The following is a 17045-nucleotide window of genomic DNA, read 5'->3' as shown; positions in this document are numbered from 1 at the left end:
ATGCCCCTCCCGCGAAACCGTTCGTTTCTGTCAAGCCGTGATCTGGCACGTGTGAAATGAAAGGCTCCATCGAAACTATGGCAAGGATCGGTTACGCGCGTGTTTCAACGGTTGATCAGCATCTCGATTTGCAAAAAAATGCGCTGCGTCTGGCAGGTTGTGATCGCATATTTGAAGACCACGGCGTGTCGGGAAGCGATGAACAGCGTAGCGGTTTATCCTCTATGCTGAAGGCGCTTCGGCGTGGTGACGTCTTGATTGTATGGCGGCTCGATCGCCTCGGACGCTCTCTCTCCCATTTGATATCCATGGTCGAAACCCTAAAGCGCCGTGGTATCTGTTTCATTTCACTGACGGAGAGCATCGACACATCGTCCGCAGGCGGCCAGCTGATATTCCACATTCTTGCGGCACTTGCGGAATTCGAGAAGTCGCTGATCCGCGAGCGGACTATCGCGGGCATTGCTGCTGCAAAGGCAAGAGGGAAATTACCTGGGCGGCGTCCCGCGCTGACCGAGACGCAATGTATGGAAATCCGTCTCTCGCTGGATGCCGGTGCATCCCTCAGGGACATCGCCAAGATGTACAATGTTCATCCGAGGACCGTGCGTAGAGGGATACGCCGATTGGCATGACGAAACGGGCAACGATGCTGATCACCAAAGCCGTCGGTAGCAAGGGTTGTCCCGCCACGCGCAGGCATCTTGCCGCATGTCCAAGTTTGATCCATACCGCTTCTACGCTGTATTCTCATAACAAAGGGGAAAATGATGTCACAAACTGGCAAGAAACAGCCCAATCCGATTGACGAGCATTTGGGAAGCCGCATCAGGGTGCGCCGAACCATGAGCTGTTTTGGCTTTCGCTCCATGTGATTCTCGCTCACTAAGTAACTATTTTGCTGGCCTCATTCGATTCGCACTCTGCCTCGCCTCGCGGAGCAGCAGGCAACGGCTCTCCGTAGTCTCCTTCCAGCCAGCCATGAAACCCCATACACATTCCATCTCCCTCATCTCGAAGGTTCAACGCTTGTATGAGCGCTCCTTTCAACTCCAGTTCCGCGTTCACCGTAAGGCGGACTGTCTCTGAACCATTGGTGAGCTGGCCAGTGACACCATCCATTACCATCATCAAGCCGTACAACACATCATCAATAGCCTTGAACGAGGCTTGGAGAGCGGCTTCATCAAGACCTCTATCGACACGTTCGCGGGCATACCCGCGCACATCTTCGAAAAGAATGAGACCAGCCGCGTGCTGAAGCCAGAGGTCGCGGCCGCGTCCTGCCGGAGGTGGCGGCATAAGGTGATAGTCTGAGGTAGCCAACTAGAATCTCCTTATTGTTCCATTTTAGTCAATTTCTTGGCCACTTAACCTCAGCAAGGCGGCGAAGCGGATACGCCGATCGCTACAGCCCCGATGGCATCAGTATTAGGACAAGGTCAGGTGGAAAGGTCACTCCGAGAGGCGGCGGAGCGTCGCTCACAGACAAATAATGTTCGGAGTCGCGGCTTTCGACAAAATTTCTTCGGCAAGCTCGGCCTCGTCCGGGTCGTCCTCGCGATCAAATATAATGTCCGTTATTGGCACGTTCGGCAGGCTACGCTGCAAAATACTGAGGCAAAAGCTCGCCAACGGCTCTTCTGCACTTCTGATAATGTATAAACACTGGACTACATCGGACTGATCCATGTCGACGACGTGCGGGGGCGGTCCCATTGCTGCCAACTCCGCAAACTCCCGTTCGCTTGTCCAACTGTAGAGCGTGAAGAATGTCCCGGAGACGAAATCTTGCCCGCCTGAGAGTTTGTTAATATCATCTATTTGCGCTGCGGTGTCGCGTCCTTCGTCAATGTCGGTAACAACTTGACTAATCAGCCCTTCTAGCGCGTTAACTAAACCGCCATCAGGTTTATTAAGTAGTCGCTGGATTCGCTCGGACATCTTGCTATCCTTTTTTGTGGTCAAGCCGTGAGCTTTCCGGGTTTGTGGCATGGCATGAACGATCTTCCAAGGCAGAAGTATGACAGAAGATGATGACCCCATCAGTTCAGCGGTCGTCAAACTATCATCGTCATCGCCTGACCCCGTCGTCACCGGGCAACACATGGCGACTTTCATGTGCTTGCTTGCACGAAAGCGCCCTAACGGAGACGTCGTAGTAGGCAGATGTGCTCACCTTCGACGATGGCCATCAAAACTATTCATTGGAGCGATATGCAACCCGTGATGGATTTCTCGGTCGGGAGAAAATAACCTGACAGCGACGAGTTCACCCGCGAGGTTTAATAGGGTGCCGCCTTGGTCGGCTGGCATTCGAAAGGTTCTGTATGGCTCTTCTCGACGCAAATGCCATCCATCCGATTACGCTGCCCGACGGAACTGTTTATCGGGACACGGTATATCTGAAGAACGTCATAGATCATCCGCGCATGGAGATTGGTGACTTCAGCTATTATACGCATGCTGGAAAGCCCGAAGACACCGCCCTGATCCTGGCCCCATATCTCGGTCATGGCGTGCGCGAACGACTGCTGATCGGCAAGTTCGTACAGATCGCGAGAGGAAGCTACTTTATTACCAGTTCGGCGAACCACCCAATGACTGGTTTCACCACCTATCCGTTTCGCATCTTCAAGCCAGAGACGTTTGGTTACAAAGACCTGCCAGTCAAGGACACGATTGTGGACCACGACGTCTGGATAGGCCAAAACGCGGCAATTATGCCGGGCGTGCACATTGGCGCGGGTGCGATCGTCGCTGCCGCTTCGGTCGTCACCCGGGATGTACCGCCCTACGCAGTTGTCGGAGGAAACCCAGCATCTATCATCAGAATGCGTTATTCGAATGAAGTCATCAGCGAATTGCTTCATCTCGCCTGGTGGGACTGGCCGATAGAGAAAATCGAAGCCAATCTGGCTGCGCTCAGCAGCGGCGACATCGCCGCGCTCAGACTGGCTTGAAGGCGAATGTTCGGCATTTCCGGCATCGGGAAAGATGTCTGAAGCAGCAGGTGTGCAATGCGCCGCCGCAGTTGAGGACGCTACGTCGCGAACCGATCCGTCGCTCTGATGAGTTGGTCCAGAATGCCGGGCTCGGTAGTCGCGTGACCAGCACCCTCTACAAGGCTGAACGTAGCATCACGCCATGCCTTATGCAGAAGGTAGGCGTTTTTCACAGGACACGGCATGTCATAGCGACCGTGAACAATCGCACCGGGAATTCCCTGAAGCCTATGACCGTTTTGGGCAGATTGTGGACATTGCATCCAATGGACCATCGACATACGGTCGACCATCCTGCGCAGTTGGTAGAGGGGCGTAATGAAAACAGACTGGAATGTGATCAGAGGCATGATGAATGCGGCAATCAATGCCTGCGAGCGTATCGAGGCATCAGGGTATGTTGAGACCGACCGCGATGCGATGATCAATATCGGAGGCCGCCAGGTTAGCGTCCATGATATGCTCGTGAGCGCGTGGACTTACCCGGAGAACCTTCGTTATCAGATTATCCGCGAACGCCACGAAACGGGGGGCGATCTACCATATGTGCCAGAGACCGCGCGCATTCTGCTGGCGATATCTCAAGCTGCGGCTGAACTGGTGAATGCGGGTGAGGTCACGCCTGCCCAGGAAAAAGTCCACGAAATGATTACCTGGTTGGACAACCACTTAGTTCCAGGCATCGAAAATGCAACGGCTGCTCGCCGAAAGACGTGACTGCATCTGGCCGAAAAGAGGACAAGCCTCGCGTCTACTTATAATGCGACTTCGTTCCACGAGACGGCCGATACTTCCGCGCTACCCAGAACGCAGTGACGCACGATGTGGGGTAGGCTTAGAACCTCGCATCGTCACCTGACCCTCTGAAAAAAAGCCCGTCACAAAGAATTGGTCGATCTTGGATTCGACGTCAGATTGCGTATGGTGGCGCACCGTTTTTTACGATCTCAAGAGGCCCATATGCAGGTTTTGGTACGCGACAACAACGTCGATCAGGCGTTGCGTATTCTGAAGAAAAAGCTCCAGCGCGAGGGCGTTTTCCGCGAAATGCGTCTGCGTGAAGCTTTCGAGAAGCCATCGATCAAGAAGGCGCGGGAGAAGGCTGAAGCGGTTGGCCGTCAGAGGAAGCTCGCGCGGAAGCAGATGCAGCGTGAAGGCCTTCTTCCTTCGAAGCCCAGAAAAGGCAAGTGACCACGGTGCTGTGTTGCGCTGGTCAGTAAATCGTCTTTTTGAGGCCGTCAGTTCTTATTGACGAAACAACGACACTATGGCCTGCGGCTCCGAGTTGGCGATTTGCAAAGCACTGACGACGAGTTGCTGCTGTGCCTGCAGCGCCTTGAGCCTGGTGGACGCCTCGTCCATGTCGGCGTCGACGAGACGGCCGATGCCTTTGTCGATAGAATTCGACAACCGGGAGGCAAATTCGCTTTGCAGGTCTATCCGGGTCTGCACGGCTCCGAGCATCGCCGCGCCATCGATGATGTTGGCCGTCACCGTTTCCAGATAGGTGATATAGGTGTCGAGCTGCTCGGGGTTCTGCGCAATGTCTATATCGAGGAAATTCAGGGTGGAACGGGGCTCGTTACTGACACGGATGTTGCTGAATGCGATGCGCGTACCACTCCCCCATTGGCGATCGACATCCGGTTGGACTTGATCACGACGTAGCGGGCGGAAGCCTCTATGACGAGGTCGGGCCAATCGTTATCGAGCAACGAGTGCAGCAAGGTCGCCATGTCGTCACTCGTTTCAACCTTGCCGTCGTCCCGGTTGAGAACTTCGTTCACATAAGTACGGTCGAAAGAATATGCCTGTGGAGAAGCGCCGTTGACGGAAAATGTGAAGCTCACATCGATGCCGTCCGTGTCCTTGCCATCCATGTGGACGATGAACGGCTTGAAATTAAGTGCCAGTCCTGATCCGCGATAGCCGAAATCGGCGTCCGTCTTCAGCCCGCCGGTACTTACTCCGCTGCTGCTGACGGCGGAGATTTCCACATGGGAGCCGTATCCGTGTTGCTGAAGCGTCGTGATGGTTATCAATGTGGGGTTATGGAGGCCCGTTGAAGCGTTGATGTAATTTCCAGCTACGGAGGCTCCGTGCGGATAGAGCTTCGCGTTCAAAACCTCAGCGAACTGGGTATTGGTCGAGATGACACCACCTAGCCCGGGGTTATAGGCATCGATATCAGCCTTGGTGATCGTGATGGTTGTTGTGTATCCATCATAATAAGGTCCTGGAAGCTCCTGGTTTTCACCGATAACGCCGCTGTATCCGTCGGGGTTCGATGCTTCCCGGTCCAGGGTTATGGTGAAACTGATCTCCGCGCCGGGGGTGTTGAAATCGAGAGGTGTTCCATCCGGAAACTGCAACGAAACCCTGCCTGCGTTTCCGGAATTCCATTCGGGGAGCATGTAGCCCGAAGACCCGTCGATGCCCTCGTATTGGGTATAGTCACCACCGATATTCGATGGACCGGAGACGGAAACGAGGGATCGGATGCCGCCGATCGTCTTGATGTCGCGCGCGTCCGCCTGAAGAAGTCCGCCACCCGTGCTGTTGAAGAGAGATACCCTCGACAGGTCAATATCCATTGTCTTGACGGCAACGCCTGACGAGGCTCGTACGAAGGAGGAAACGACCGATGATCTGTTCACCGCACTGTCGTAGATGTCAGTGATATCGGTGTTCAGCCAATTCTGACCGCTGAAACTGGCTGACGTGGCAATGCCGAGAACCTGTTCCTTCAGTTGGTCCAGTTCGGATTGGATTTTTGACTTGTCGACCCCATCTTCTTTGGCGGCGACGAGTTTGGCCGTGAACTGGACCAACACATCAATGACAGCTTCCATGCCTGCGTAGGCCGTGTCGACTTTGGCCGCCCCAAGCCCGAGTGCATCCTGAACTGCGGAGATTGCCCCCTTGTCGGAGCGCATCGTGGTGGAAATCGACCAATATGCTGCGTTGTCGGCGGCTGTTGCGATCCGCAGCCCAGATGAAACCTCATTCTGGGTCTTTTGCAGTCCGGTAGATATCGACCGCAGGGTTTGTAGCGCCGACATGGCGGCGTGATTGGTCAGTATGCTGGTCATGGATGCCGTCTATCAGGTGTTTCTGGCATCCTCATGAGCCGACGCCGACATCGAGCGGCTCCGTCCATCATGGTTCGACTATGTTAAACAGGGCGGAAAAATGGGAGGGTAGATTTACCCTGTCGAGGCGAAAAATTGAACGCGACATTGCCGAAAATTTCTTCTGCGCAGCAACAGCGATTATTGCCAGTGACAGCTTTGAGTGCAAATCTCTTGCCGTGCAACTGGTTTGAGGAGTGTTATGATCAATCTTGCATTCTACAGTGATCAGATCGTTCCCAAAAGCGGAGCAGCCGACGAAAGACTTCTAGCGACTATGGCGTCGTGGTCTGACCCTGACTATCTCTTCTGGATTGGTTCTGCCGTCAAAGGGCGGGAAGTTGCCCTTATGCGGTCTGGATCACTTCGGATCGCGTAGGCCTGGGCCACCCAAGAAATGGCAAGATGGATCGCTGTCAGAAAGTTCTCCCCGAATACGTCAGATAAATTATAAAGAATTCCCGGGAATATCAGGCACTTTTACAAAGTGGCCATTTTCGGTAACGTAGCGCTCGATGTTGTTCAAGTTGCCTTCCGTCATCACCGATCTCGTCCTCGCTCGCAACCGACTGCGCGACTACTACCGCTCTGCCGCTCTTGAATTCACACTCGACGGCAATCTGATCGGCGACATTGGGGAGGCAGTGGCGGCCGAGCTCTTCGGTCTGACGCTCTCGCCTCGCAATGGAACGGGTATCGATGGGCATGCCCCCGACGGCCGCTCCGTTCAGGTGAAGGCGACAGGCACAAATCGCGGTCCCGCGTTCAGGATGGTAGACACGCGCGCCGACCATCTGCTGTTTCTCGTCTTCGATCTAGAGAACCTCAAGGGCGAGGTCGTCTACAATGGCCCAGAAGAACCCGTGATCAAGCTGTTGCCTACGGCATGGGTCGGGCAGAAGACGGTGTCATTGGCGCAGATCAGGCGGGCCGACGCCGCAGTTTGCGACGGCCTGCGACTGCAGTCAGTCCTCTAGCTCCCCTCATCATCGGCCGAACACTTTAACCCCTCGAGGACAATGACCGCATAGCCATTTGCGTTCTCCCGGTTGCGGGTCGTCTGTTCTGCGAAATCGACCTCCAGTCCTTCGACTGCCAGCGACGAGAGCTTAGCTGCCTTTTTGGCCAGTTCGAGAAGCAGGGTCAGGTCGTCGTATTTGGGATAGGCGTCTGGCTCCTTCGTAAACAGTGAATGGGCGAGCCTGCGGTTCCGGAACGCTTTGACACGGGAAAGCGCGGCTGCTTCGCCTGTTGTAGGGTCGGATAGTCGGCTTGTGAGATTTGCAAATTCGTCAATCGCGGCTTTGCAGGTCTCCTTGTCGAAGGCCTGCTCACTATAGAGCATCTCCCTGGCGACGGCCTCTATGTCTGCATCTCTTTCTGCGTCATCTCCATTGGCCCATTCGACCCCTGATATCCATGACGAGGCATGGGTCATCAAGCCATTCACTACACCTGGCACACCGAAAAGCATGCCCAACACCGGGATCGATGCCATGTCCTGCCTTTCCAGCGGACGACCAGTGCTGACATCGAAGACGCGCGCAACATCCATGGCGAGCTTGAGAACCAATGCATTCTGGATCGCGCCGTAGGTCTGAACAAAATCCGTCTGATACCCTTTCAGGCCGGGAGGCACGATGGCGTTCTGTGCCTCCATGACTTCATGCGACAAGATTGCGGTCTCGACGTCGTGCCTGAGCATAGGGACGATCTTCTGAATTCTCTCGATTGCATCTTTGCAGTCCACCGCTCACCTCATCGCCACGTCGTACCGTATATAAACGCCGATGGTCATCCGAACCACGACGGCGACCGTTATCGACATGGGTCACATGTATCGAGTGTAGTCGGAGCTCACTTTGCCTTCGGTGACGTACTTCAACACCTCGCCGACCTTCCGCGCCGCACGGATTGGGATCGGAAGCTTTTGATTCATCTGGGTCGAGTTCCAGTTGATCTTCGTCATCGAGAGCACCTCTGCGGCAATCTGGGCAACGGTGCTGTCGCTCGTCTTATGCGGGCACAGCAGAAGGGGCCGCGGGTCGTACATGCCCGGGTAGGTTCCATAGTACGGGATACTGCCGTTGGTGTAGAGCAATCCTTTTCCATCCAGCTCGACGAAGGTCCCGCGCATTACGGGGTAGTTACCATCGCGCATGACCTTTATGGACGAAGATTCCTGCACCCAAACAAGGTCCTTCATTTCGGTTCCGACTTCGTCGAGCGCCTCCATGATGCCTTCCGCTTCCTCATCTCTGAATCGAGATGTCTTCAGGACTATCACACGGGCCGGAAAGTTTTTGTGATGAGCCTTATAGGCCGCGAGAACCTCGGCAATCAGCGCCTTTGCGTCTTCGGCTGTCATGTATGGATGACGGCCACGGGTTTCAGTCAACGCGCGCCGCCCTTTCAGGATGAACCCGCGACCCCGTTCATCGAACATCTGGGCGGAACTGGTGAACAGTTGCTGCCCCCCGGCTTCGCGGTAGAAACTGACCCCGATATAACATGCCGAAAACTCGCCATCCTCCGGCATACGACGCCACGGGATACGGCCAGACCCCTTGTAGTACAAGGAGGTCATGATGTTCCAGCTACGGCCCGCCTCGTCTTGGATTTTGCGGGCGCTGCTCTCTTTGACTTTCCTCGGAATGACCGCCCTTTCGTCGAGGACATCCTCCCACACGATCTGGATCGGGAATCGGAGGTGCATGGCCCTCGCCTTGAGCATGCCACGGAAATTCGGCGCTTCCGAACCGCCGCTGTCTTCCTTTTCCACCGTGTCGTCGGAATCCACCTTGGCGTTCCAGACGCGCTCGATCAAAGCAACCGGAAGCGCGATGATCGCGACATCGGGACGGCTGCTACCCTCCTCAATGGCCGTAAGCAATTGCATGATCTCGTCTACCGCCATCTCGACGGCCTTGCCGTGATGAGGCTCTTTCCTAATCTTGTCGATCTTCGCTTGGGTAACCGTCGCAGTCGCGTCTTTCGCGATCTCGAACTTGCATCGATACGGGTTCTGGTTGCCCAAGCCAGGAAAGTCCGGGTGCATGTTGGGATGCTTCTCGGACTTTCCGAGAAAGCCGACAGACGCGGCGGCAAGGAATTTTTCCGTATCCTCGACCGTTTTCGAGCTTCCGACCACGGCGATCTTGATGGCGTCGCCGTTCACGGTTTGCAGCGGCCCTGCCACGACCAATCCACGCCGAGGATCAGGGTCTTGGAACTGGCCGCCGAATTCCAGCTGCGGCTCTTCGAAAATGGTAGATGTGAACTTCATGGCCAACTCAGCAGGTCCAGTTCTTGTTCGGTATCGTCCTTCTTGGGTGTCCCCCACACGTCCTCCGGAACCTTGGTCGGCAACTCGATGGTGGGCGGTGGACCGAATGATAGCCATGGCTCGCCGGACGCAGCCGCGAACAGGTCGTCGGACTTCGGCTCGAGGCTCGCCAGGAACCTGTGCCACATGATGACCTGCCCACGAAGCGACGCGCTCTTGTCCAGGCGCTTCTTTCCGGAAAGGAGAGCGTCAGGATGGGTGTGGGCGTTGAAGCCGTCAAACGTGAAATAGTAGGTCGGCTCCAAGACGAGGAACCACTCGTCGTCAAAGCTTTCGAACCGCGGAACGAATGCATGATGCCTGACAAACTCGACGCGGTCCTTTTGCGCCTTGTTTCTCACGACGTTCACAACGTCAGCCTCCGTGGCCTTCTTTGCAGAGTCGTATTTGAAGGTCCGCGCGGTGTTTCTCGCCTTGGCCCGGAAGTAATAGAGTTTTTTCTCCTTGTCCCAGGACAGTTCCTGGTGGACCTGGTGGGCGAGCGCCTGCTTTAGAAGGTATGAGAAGTTGTTGCGTTCATCGACGTCTTCGTGAAAGGCCAGCGATTCAACGTCGATAGCTTCCACCTGGTCAAGGTCGACAACAAGGCGGCAGACCGACGTCCTCGGATCATTGAAGGACCAGAAGGTATCGCCTTTGATAACCCAGTCGAAACGCGCGGGTTCGTCGTCTTCCAACAAGATCGCCGCTGCTTGCTTCCTGTTGTAGGAAGTCGTCGCGACGAAGACCTCGGTCGGCAGCTTGACGGGCAACATGTTGACGAGTGCGTCTTCACCGCCGCCGAGAGGCGGGACATAGTATCCGAACCCCGTCTTGGGTACGGTAAGCGCCCCCAGTCGGTCGACGGCGTTTTTGTCGAGAACGTCCCCCCGCTTGCTGAAGTTGAGGCGTCGGTCCTGGAATGCCTCGCCGCGCGGGATTTCTTTCCAGAAGAACGTCTCGTCCGACTGTCGGTGCAACACGATGATGATCGGGAGGTTGCTCCCGCGCCAGTAGGCGAGGTCCTCCTTTTTCAGAAGATAGTGGAATCCGTTGGCGTCTTCGCCCGGGTATCTGCCCTCCGCGGTCGTCTTCACCTGGACCGCGATCATCTTGGCAAGCGGCTTTCCGTGGTCCATCACCTCAACGATGGCGTCGATACCCGCTTCGAGCCTCGACCGCGGATCGAACTGGAAACCGATCTTCAGGAACTGGAGCTTTGCCGCTGTTTCGCCGATCTCGCCGACGATCTGATTCTGCGTAACATTCTTTGCCATATCGTAATCATTGGCAGAGGTTCTAGTCTATGCCAATGGTTGAAATATCCGGCACCCACCATTCATGACTTCCTCGTCACGAGATTCACTGGGCGACATGCCCGTCTGGGCATTTGCATCTGAAGCAGTGCTGTTACTGCATGCTGACTTTAAGGCTTGGCGAACCTCCGCGCAGGCGCTGGGCAGCGCCATAGCCGCCGGTGCCACGACGGTAGGGACAACTTGGTTGTCATGCCCACGGACTGGCCCGCAGTCATAGGGTGACGGAAGCAATGATCGACATTTCCTTTGCTTTAATGACGAAACACCCGCTTTAGGCCCTTGGAGACAAACCTGTATGATTGATGGAGACACACCAAGGGCCTCAGAGACAATCCTAAGAGTCTCTAACAGCGCGACCCAAGTCAACGAATAAGTTTTTGAAACTACGGGAAAAATGGTGCTGCTAGAGAGATTTGAACTCTCGGCCTCTCCCTTACCAAGGGAGTGCTCTACCCCTGAGCTATAGCAGCATCCGGTGCCGAAGCGTCTGCTTCAGCATCAAGCGTGGCGGCCTATTGCCATAGGTTTTTGACGAGCGCAAGTCGCAAAACGATATTCTTCATCCAGCGGCGCAAAAAAGCGTGCCCCCTGTTGAAAAACGCATTTTTCAGATATTGCTGAATCTATGAACGAACAACATAACAAACAGGCGAAGGCGGCGGTTTCCGTGGACGTTTCGAAAGAACCGTCGGCCGTGGCGGCAAACGGCAACACGCAGGCCGGCCCCGGTGAGAAGGCGCGCCAGCGTGAAGCGGAGCGCAAGGCGCGGGCGGCGAAGAAGCTTCGTGAAAATCTTCTGAAGCGCAAACAGCAGGTTCGTGCACGCCGCGCAGGCGAAGAAGACGAGACAATTGGCCTGCCTGCCGCAAAAACGGACGAATCATCCTCATAGACAATTCACCAGCATAAAATTGAAACGCCGCGGAAACTGGTCTAATGACACGCCTTTCCGCAAGGCACGATAAGAAAGGCGGGCGCAGGCCCGTAGGGACGCATGGATCGCATCAGAATTACGGGGGGCAACAAGCTCAACGGCATCATTCCCATCTCCGGCGCAAAAAACGCCGCCCTGCCGTTGATGATCGCATCACTTCTGACCAGCGATACGCTGACGCTCGAAAACGTGCCGCATCTGGCTGATGTGGAGCAGCTCATCCGCATTCTCGGCAATCATGGCGTTGATATTTCCGTCAATGGCCGCCGCGAAAGCCAGGGCGAAGCCTATTCCCGCACCGTGCACTTCACCTGCCGCACCATTGTCGATACGACCGCACCTTACGAGCTGGTGTCCAAGATGCGCGCCAGCTTCTGGGTCATCGGCCCGCTTCTGGCGCGTGAGGGCCGCGCCCGCGTTTCCCTGCCCGGCGGCTGCGCCATCGGCACGCGCCCGGTCGATCTCTTCATCGAGGGCCTGCAGGCGCTCGGCGCGACGATGGAGATCGATGGCGGCTACATCAACGCCAGCGCGCCTAACGGCGGCCTGATCGGCGCTGTCTACACGTTCCCGAAAGTTTCCGTCGGTGCGACGCATGTGATGCTGATGGCAGCCAGCCTTGCTCGCGGAACCACCGTCATCCATAATGCCGCCCGTGAGCCGGAAGTGGTCGATCTCGCGCACTGCCTGATCGCCATGGGTGCCAAGATCGAAGGCGCCGGCACCTCCACCATCACCATCGAAGGCGTCACCTCGCTTTCCGGTGCACGCCACCGGGTTCTGCCTGATCGTATCGAAACCGGCACCTATGCCATGGCGGTCGCCATGGCCGGCGGTGACGTGGTGCTGGAAGGTACGCGCGCATCGCTGCTGGACAATGCGCTCGACACGCTGCGGCTGGCAGGCGTCACGATCAGCGACACGGAGACCGGCCTGCGCGTCGTGCGCAACGGCAACGGTATCCAGCCGGTCGATATCGTCACGGAGCCCTTCCCCGGCTTCCCGACCGACCTGCAGGCGCAGTTCATGGCGCTGATGACCCGGTCGCAGGGCGTTTCCCACATTACCGAGACCATCTTCGAAAACCGCTTCATGCATGTGCAGGAACTGGCCCGTCTCGGCGCGAAGATTTCGCTCTCCGGCCAGATGGCCCGTATCGAAGGCGTTTCCCGCCTGAAGGGCGCGCCTGTGATGGCGACCGATCTGCGCGCCTCCGTTTCGCTGGTCATTGCGGGCCTGGTGGCGGAAGGCGAGACCATGGTTTCGCGCGTCTATCACCTCGATCGAGGTTTCGAGCGCCTCGAAGAAAAGCTCACCCGCTGCGGCGCTCTGGTCGAACGCGTCAGCGATTGATCTTTTCATTGCCGCTCATCGTTTTCCTACCCGTTGCAGAGCGGGCCTCGACTGCCTATTTCCATTACAAGAAATAGACATTGCGGCCCGTGGCCCGCGGAAAAGGAAGAAAACGATGAGCGGCCTGAAATTGCTGGCGCTGGATACTGAAGATCTCTCCGTCATTTCGACGCATATGCAGGACAGCGTCTTCAAATTGAAGGACGTTGCCTTCGAGCCGAAGCACGGCCAGTTCACGCTATCCGCGAACCGCTTCGTCTGGGAAAGCACCGAGAAAAAGAACCTGCCGCCGGAGCGCTGCCGTAGCGTGGTTTTCTTGAAACGCGTCTCCGCCGTTCGTTCGCAATCACTCAATCTGGCGGACAGGGAGCAGGTGCTTTCGCTTCTGGCGATGCGCTTCACACCGAATGGTGAAGGCCCTGATGGCCTCGTGGAGCTGGCGCTTTCGGGCGGCGGCACCATCGCGCTTGATGTCGAATGCATCGAGGCGCAGCTGACCGATGTGAGCGGCGCCTGGGAAACCACGACCAAACCGCATCATCCCGACAGCGAATAAACGTTGCGAGCCCTCGCAACGGTTGCCTTTCCTTGCCGTTTCGATTTATGCCACATACCAGAGCCGTGATTATTGCGCGGCAAGTTCGTGCACCTCGCGGGATCACCCGCGGGGACAATGAAAGGGTAATGGCGTGGCAATCTGGCTGGAGCGGGCATCGGCTGATTTCGAACAGAAATTCGCTGCCTTCCTGACAACCAAGAGAGAAGTTTCCGAAGACGTCAATGCGACCGTTCGCGACATCATCAACGATGTCCGCCATCGCGGCGATGCGGCCCTTGCCCATTATTCCCAGAAATTCGATGGCATCGATTTTACCAAGGTTTCGATGCGGGTGACGGCGGATGAAATCGATGCCGCGTTCTCGGCGGTCGACAGGAACGTCATCGAGGCGCTCGAACTCGCGGCCCGGCGTATCGAAAAACACCATGCGCGGCAGATGCCGAAGGATGACATCTACGAGGACGATATCGGCGTGGGCCTCGGCTCGCGCTGGACGGCGATCGAGGCCGTGGGTCTTTATGTGCCCGGAGGCACCGCCAGCTATCCGAGCTCGGTGCTGATGAATGCCGTACCGGCAAAGGTTGCCGGCGTGGAGCGTATCGTCATGGTCGTGCCGGCCAATGGCGGTGCGGTCAATCCGGCGGTGCTCGCCGCCGCGCGTATTGCGGGCGTCGAGGAAATCTACCGTATCGGCGGCGCACAGGCTGTGGCCGCACTCGCCTATGGCACGGAGACCATCGCGCCCGTCGCCAAGATCGTCGGCCCCGGCAATGCCTATGTGGCGGCCGCCAAGCGGCAGGTCTTCGGCACCGTCGGCATCGACATGATCGCCGGGCCTTCCGAAGTGCTTGTTATTGCCGACAGGGACAATGACCCAGACTGGCTGGCCGCCGATCTTCTGGCCCAGGCGGAGCATGATCGCGGCGCCCAATCCATTCTCATCACCGACAATGCCGAACTCGGCAAGGCGGTGGAAGCCGCCGTCGAGCGGCAGCTGAAACGCCTTTCACGTTCCGAAACGGCGGCAGCGAGCTGGGCGGATTTCGGCGCGATCATTCTGGTCGAAAAACTCACCGACGCCATTCCGCTCGCCAACCGCATCGCGGCCGAGCATCTGGAGCTTGCCGTCGACGATCCTGATGCGCTGATGGCCCATATCCGCAATGCGGGGGCGATCTTCGTCGGGCGTCATACACCGGAAGTGATCGGCGACTATGTCGGCGGTTCCAACCACGTTCTACCGACCGCGCGCTCGGCACGTTTCTCCTCCGGTCTTTCGGTGCTGGATTTCGTCAAGCGCACCTCGATCCTGCGGCTCGGGCCTGAGCAGCTGCGCCAGCTTGCACCGGCGGCGATTACCCTTGCCCACTCGGAGGGGCTGGACGCGCATGCGCGCTCGGTCTCCATTCGCCTCAACCCGGAAAGTTAAGCGATGGCTTCAGGCGATTTCCGGCTCTGCGACGTGGTACTAGACGACAGCATCGGCCGGTCCACGCCCGATGTGGAGCATGAACGCGCCGTCGCCATTTTCGACCTGATAGAAGAAAACACTTTCGAACCCTTTGGCCATGACGGCGGGCCGTACCGGCTGCACATATCGCTGGTCGATGCCAAGCTGGTGTTTTCGATCAAAACCGAAGACGAGAAGGATGTCTCGACCCATATCCTGTCGCTGACGCCGTTCCGCCGCATCATCAAGGATTATTTCCTGATCTGCGAAAGCTATTACGAGGCGATCCGCTCCTCCACGCCAAGCCAGATCGAGGCGATCGACATGGGCCGGCGCGGCATCCACAATGACGGCTCGCAAACCCTGATGGACCGGCTGTCCGGCAAGATCACGGTGGATTTCGACACCGCGCGCCGCCTATTTACCCTTGTCTGCGTGCTGTATTGGCGGGGTTAGAGATGAGCGATCCTGCCGCAGTGCCAAACGAGGGACGAGCGCCCAAATCGGTCCTCTTCATGTGCGGCATGAACTCCATCCGCTCCCCCATGGCTGAGGTCATCGCCAAACGGCTGGTGGCACCCGGCATCTATATACAGTCGGCCGGCGTGCGTGCAGGCGAGCGCGATCCCTTCGTGGATGCGGTGCTGGAAGAGCAGGGATTTTCGCTCGGCAAACATAAACCGCGCACTCTTGATGAGATCGAGGATGATTTTTTCGATCTGATCATTACATTAACACCCGAAGCTCATCACGCCGCACTGGAATTGACGCGTTCGAACTCACTCCACGTCGTCTATTGGCCGACCATGGACCCAACGGTGATAACAGGCACGCGCGAGCAAATCCTCGATGCCTATCGCAACGTGCGGGACCATCTGGCGAAGCTGATCTCGGAACGCCTGCCGAGACGGCAGCAGCCGGTGGCGGATACGCTTTCAAAAGAGTGAAAATAGCCCCTACCTCGCGAAAATCGGTACTGATTTTCAAGCCGATGCTTTAGAGGTTCACAAATGTGCCGGGATTGTGTAGTTTCCGCGCAATTTTCCCGGACTCAATATGTCCGGCACTATCAACAGGAAGAAAACCCTTACATGACAAAAGAAGAAGTCCTTGAATTCCCGGGCATCGTAACCGAATTGCTGCCGAACGCAACGTTCCGCGTGAAGCTTGAGAACGAACACGAAATCATCGCCCACACGGCGGGCCGCATGCGCAAGAACCGTATCCGCGTTCTGGCGGGCGACAAGGTGCTGGTCGAAATGACGCCTTACGACCTGACCAAGGGCCGCATCACCTATCGTTTCAAGTAATCCACCTTTCGCATCGGACGCCCGGGCCGCGCAATGACCAACTCAAAACAAAAGCTCGTTCTGGCATCCGGTTCGCCGCGGCGTCTGGAGCTGCTGCATCAGATCGGTATCGAACCGGCACGTCTGATGCCGATGGATATCGACGAGACGCCTGCAAAGCTCGAGCATCCGCGCACGCTCTGCCGTCGTCTGTCATTGCAGAAGGCGGAAGCCGCGCAGGCGGCGCTGAAGAACGAACAGTCGTGGAAAGACGCCTTCGTTCTGGGCTCCGATACGGTGGTCGCCGTTGGTCGCCGCATCGTCGGCAAGGCGGAATATACGGAAGAAGCCTCGGCGGCCCTGCACCTTCTCTCGGGGCGCAGCCATTGGGTCTATACCGGCATCTGCCTCGTGACGCCCGACGGAAAAATCCGTCAGAAGGTGGCGGAGACCAAGGTGCGTTTCAAGCGCCTCTCCACGCGTGAGATCGACGCTTACATCGCGTCGGGCCAATGGCGCGGCAAGGCGGGAGCCTATGGCATTCAGGGTATTGCCGGTGCATTCGTGCAGAAGCTGACAGGTTCCTACACCAATGTCGTGGGATTGCCGCTTTATGAGACTATGTCGCTTCTGTCCGGCGAAGGGTTCGAGGTGACCTCGGGCTGGCTCGAAGGATAGAC

General features: G+C 57.0%; 20 protein-coding genes, 1 tRNA gene and 1 pseudogene. 13 read left to right on the top strand and 9 right to left on the bottom strand.

Annotation, left to right across the window (positions count from 1 at the left end):
- Positions 1-56: 56 nt before the first annotated feature.
- Positions 57-635, top strand: a complete 579-nt coding sequence (locus tag CFBP5499_RS01530) for a recombinase family protein (protein ID WP_080826230.1) — start codon at positions 57-59, stop codon at positions 633-635.
- 250 nt (positions 636-885) lie between these two features.
- Here the strand turns inward: CFBP5499_RS01530 and CFBP5499_RS01520 are convergent, their stop codons facing one another.
- A complete protein-coding gene (locus tag CFBP5499_RS01520) occupies positions 886-1326 on the bottom strand; it encodes a hypothetical protein (protein WP_175416576.1) in 441 nt (146 codons plus the stop codon).
- Between the two features lie 156 nt (positions 1327-1482).
- Positions 1483-2121, bottom strand: a complete 639-nt coding sequence (locus CFBP5499_RS01515; RefSeq protein ID WP_130932475.1) for a hypothetical protein — start codon at positions 2119-2121, stop codon at positions 1483-1485.
- Positions 2122-2330: 209 nt separating this feature from the next.
- Between CFBP5499_RS01515 and CFBP5499_RS01510 the strand changes: the two genes are divergently transcribed.
- Positions 2331-2963: a CatB-related O-acetyltransferase gene (locus CFBP5499_RS01510; protein WP_080826234.1), complete on the top strand. Its 633-nt coding sequence runs from the start codon at positions 2331-2333 to the stop codon at positions 2961-2963.
- 80 nt (positions 2964-3043) lie between these two features.
- Here CFBP5499_RS01510 and CFBP5499_RS30425 read toward each other — a convergent pair.
- A pseudogene (locus tag CFBP5499_RS30425) lies at positions 3044-3238 on the bottom strand (prolyl aminopeptidase); the annotation flags it as partial.
- A gap of 85 nt (positions 3239-3323) precedes the next feature.
- On the opposite strand from CFBP5499_RS30425, the gene CFBP5499_RS01500 reads away from it, so the two are divergent.
- Together CFBP5499_RS01500 and rpsU are read left to right on the top strand one after the other, a co-directional pair.
- Positions 3324-3722, top strand: a complete 399-nt coding sequence (locus CFBP5499_RS01500; RefSeq protein WP_080826236.1) for a hypothetical protein — start codon at positions 3324-3326, stop codon at positions 3720-3722.
- 243 nt (positions 3723-3965) lie between these two features.
- Entirely contained in the window at positions 3966-4196 is a 231-nt protein-coding gene (gene rpsU / locus CFBP5499_RS01495) for a 30S ribosomal protein S21 (RefSeq protein WP_080826245.1), read from the top strand.
- 54 nt (positions 4197-4250) lie between these two features.
- On the opposite strand, the gene CFBP5499_RS01490 is transcribed toward rpsU, so the two are convergent.
- Together CFBP5499_RS01490 and CFBP5499_RS01485 are read right to left on the bottom strand one after the other, a co-directional pair.
- Positions 4251-4499: a flagellin gene (locus CFBP5499_RS01490; RefSeq protein WP_080826246.1), complete on the bottom strand. Its 249-nt coding sequence runs from the start codon at positions 4497-4499 to the stop codon at positions 4251-4253.
- A 68-nt stretch (positions 4500-4567) separates the two neighbouring features.
- Entirely contained in the window at positions 4568-6097 is a 1530-nt protein-coding gene (locus CFBP5499_RS01485; RefSeq protein ID WP_080826249.1) for a hypothetical protein, read from the bottom strand.
- Positions 6098-6651: 554 nt separating this feature from the next.
- On the opposite strand from CFBP5499_RS01485, the gene CFBP5499_RS01480 reads away from it, so the two are divergent.
- On the top strand, positions 6652-7113 hold the full coding sequence (locus tag CFBP5499_RS01480; RefSeq protein ID WP_080826252.1) for a DUF6998 domain-containing protein: 462 nt from the start codon (positions 6652-6654) through the stop codon (positions 7111-7113).
- Here CFBP5499_RS01480 and CFBP5499_RS01475 read toward each other — a convergent pair.
- The 4 genes from CFBP5499_RS01475 to CFBP5499_RS01460 all read right to left on the bottom strand — a co-directional run bounded on the left by CFBP5499_RS01475 (position 7110) and on the right by CFBP5499_RS01460 (position 11250).
- Positions 7110-7886, bottom strand: coding sequence for a hypothetical protein (locus CFBP5499_RS01475; protein ID WP_080826254.1), 777 nt, complete (start codon positions 7884-7886; stop codon positions 7110-7112). The genes CFBP5499_RS01480 and CFBP5499_RS01475 overlap by 4 nt on opposite strands.
- An 81-nt stretch (positions 7887-7967) precedes the next feature.
- Complete coding sequence (locus tag CFBP5499_RS01470; RefSeq protein ID WP_080826257.1) at positions 7968-9422, bottom strand: argonaute/piwi family protein; 1455 nt, start codon at positions 9420-9422, stop codon at positions 7968-7970.
- Entirely contained in the window at positions 9419-10738 is a 1320-nt protein-coding gene (locus CFBP5499_RS01465; RefSeq protein ID WP_080826259.1) for a DUF4365 domain-containing protein, read from the bottom strand. Before CFBP5499_RS01465 ends, CFBP5499_RS01470 begins: the two co-directional genes overlap by 4 nt.
- Before the next feature lie 437 nt (positions 10739-11175).
- Positions 11176-11250, bottom strand: a tRNA-Thr gene (locus CFBP5499_RS01460).
- Between the two features lie 155 nt (positions 11251-11405).
- Here CFBP5499_RS01460 and CFBP5499_RS01455 point away from each other — a divergent pair.
- From CFBP5499_RS01455 to CFBP5499_RS01420, 8 genes are all read left to right on the top strand, one after another.
- Positions 11406-11672: a hypothetical protein gene (locus CFBP5499_RS01455; RefSeq protein ID WP_080826261.1), complete on the top strand. Its 267-nt coding sequence runs from the start codon at positions 11406-11408 to the stop codon at positions 11670-11672.
- Between the two features lie 102 nt (positions 11673-11774).
- The gene (gene murA, locus CFBP5499_RS01450; protein WP_080826263.1) at positions 11775-13067 is read left to right on the top strand and encodes a UDP-N-acetylglucosamine 1-carboxyvinyltransferase; all 1293 of its coding nucleotides are present in this window, start codon (positions 11775-11777) and stop codon (positions 13065-13067) included.
- A 115-nt stretch (positions 13068-13182) separates the two neighbouring features.
- Positions 13183-13623, top strand: coding sequence for a DUF2948 family protein (locus CFBP5499_RS01445; protein ID WP_080826266.1), 441 nt, complete (start codon positions 13183-13185; stop codon positions 13621-13623).
- A 133-nt stretch (positions 13624-13756) separates the two neighbouring features.
- Entirely contained in the window at positions 13757-15055 is a 1299-nt protein-coding gene (hisD, locus tag CFBP5499_RS01440; protein WP_080826270.1) for a histidinol dehydrogenase, read from the top strand.
- A gap of 3 nt (positions 15056-15058) precedes the next feature.
- Positions 15059-15532: a UPF0262 family protein gene (locus tag CFBP5499_RS01435; protein ID WP_080826273.1), complete on the top strand. Its 474-nt coding sequence runs from the start codon at positions 15059-15061 to the stop codon at positions 15530-15532.
- Positions 15533-15534: 2 nt separating this feature from the next.
- Positions 15535-16023 carry a low molecular weight phosphatase family protein gene (locus tag CFBP5499_RS01430; protein WP_080826275.1) on the top strand — a complete coding sequence of 163 codons (489 nt, stop codon included), beginning with the start codon at positions 15535-15537 and terminating at the stop codon, positions 16021-16023.
- 144 nt (positions 16024-16167) lie between these two features.
- Positions 16168-16386: a translation initiation factor IF-1 gene (gene infA, locus CFBP5499_RS01425; protein ID WP_004432473.1), complete on the top strand. Its 219-nt coding sequence runs from the start codon at positions 16168-16170 to the stop codon at positions 16384-16386.
- Between the two features lie 33 nt (positions 16387-16419).
- Positions 16420-17043: a Maf-like protein gene (locus tag CFBP5499_RS01420; protein ID WP_080826277.1), complete on the top strand. Its 624-nt coding sequence runs from the start codon at positions 16420-16422 to the stop codon at positions 17041-17043.
- Positions 17044-17045: the final 2 nt, after the last annotated feature.

Source organism: Agrobacterium tumefaciens (assembly GCF_005221325.1).
Lineage (GTDB): Bacteria > Pseudomonadota > Alphaproteobacteria > Rhizobiales > Rhizobiaceae > Agrobacterium.
Note: the sequence above shows the minus strand (reverse complement) of the source record. Positions and strands in the feature narration are given on the sequence as shown.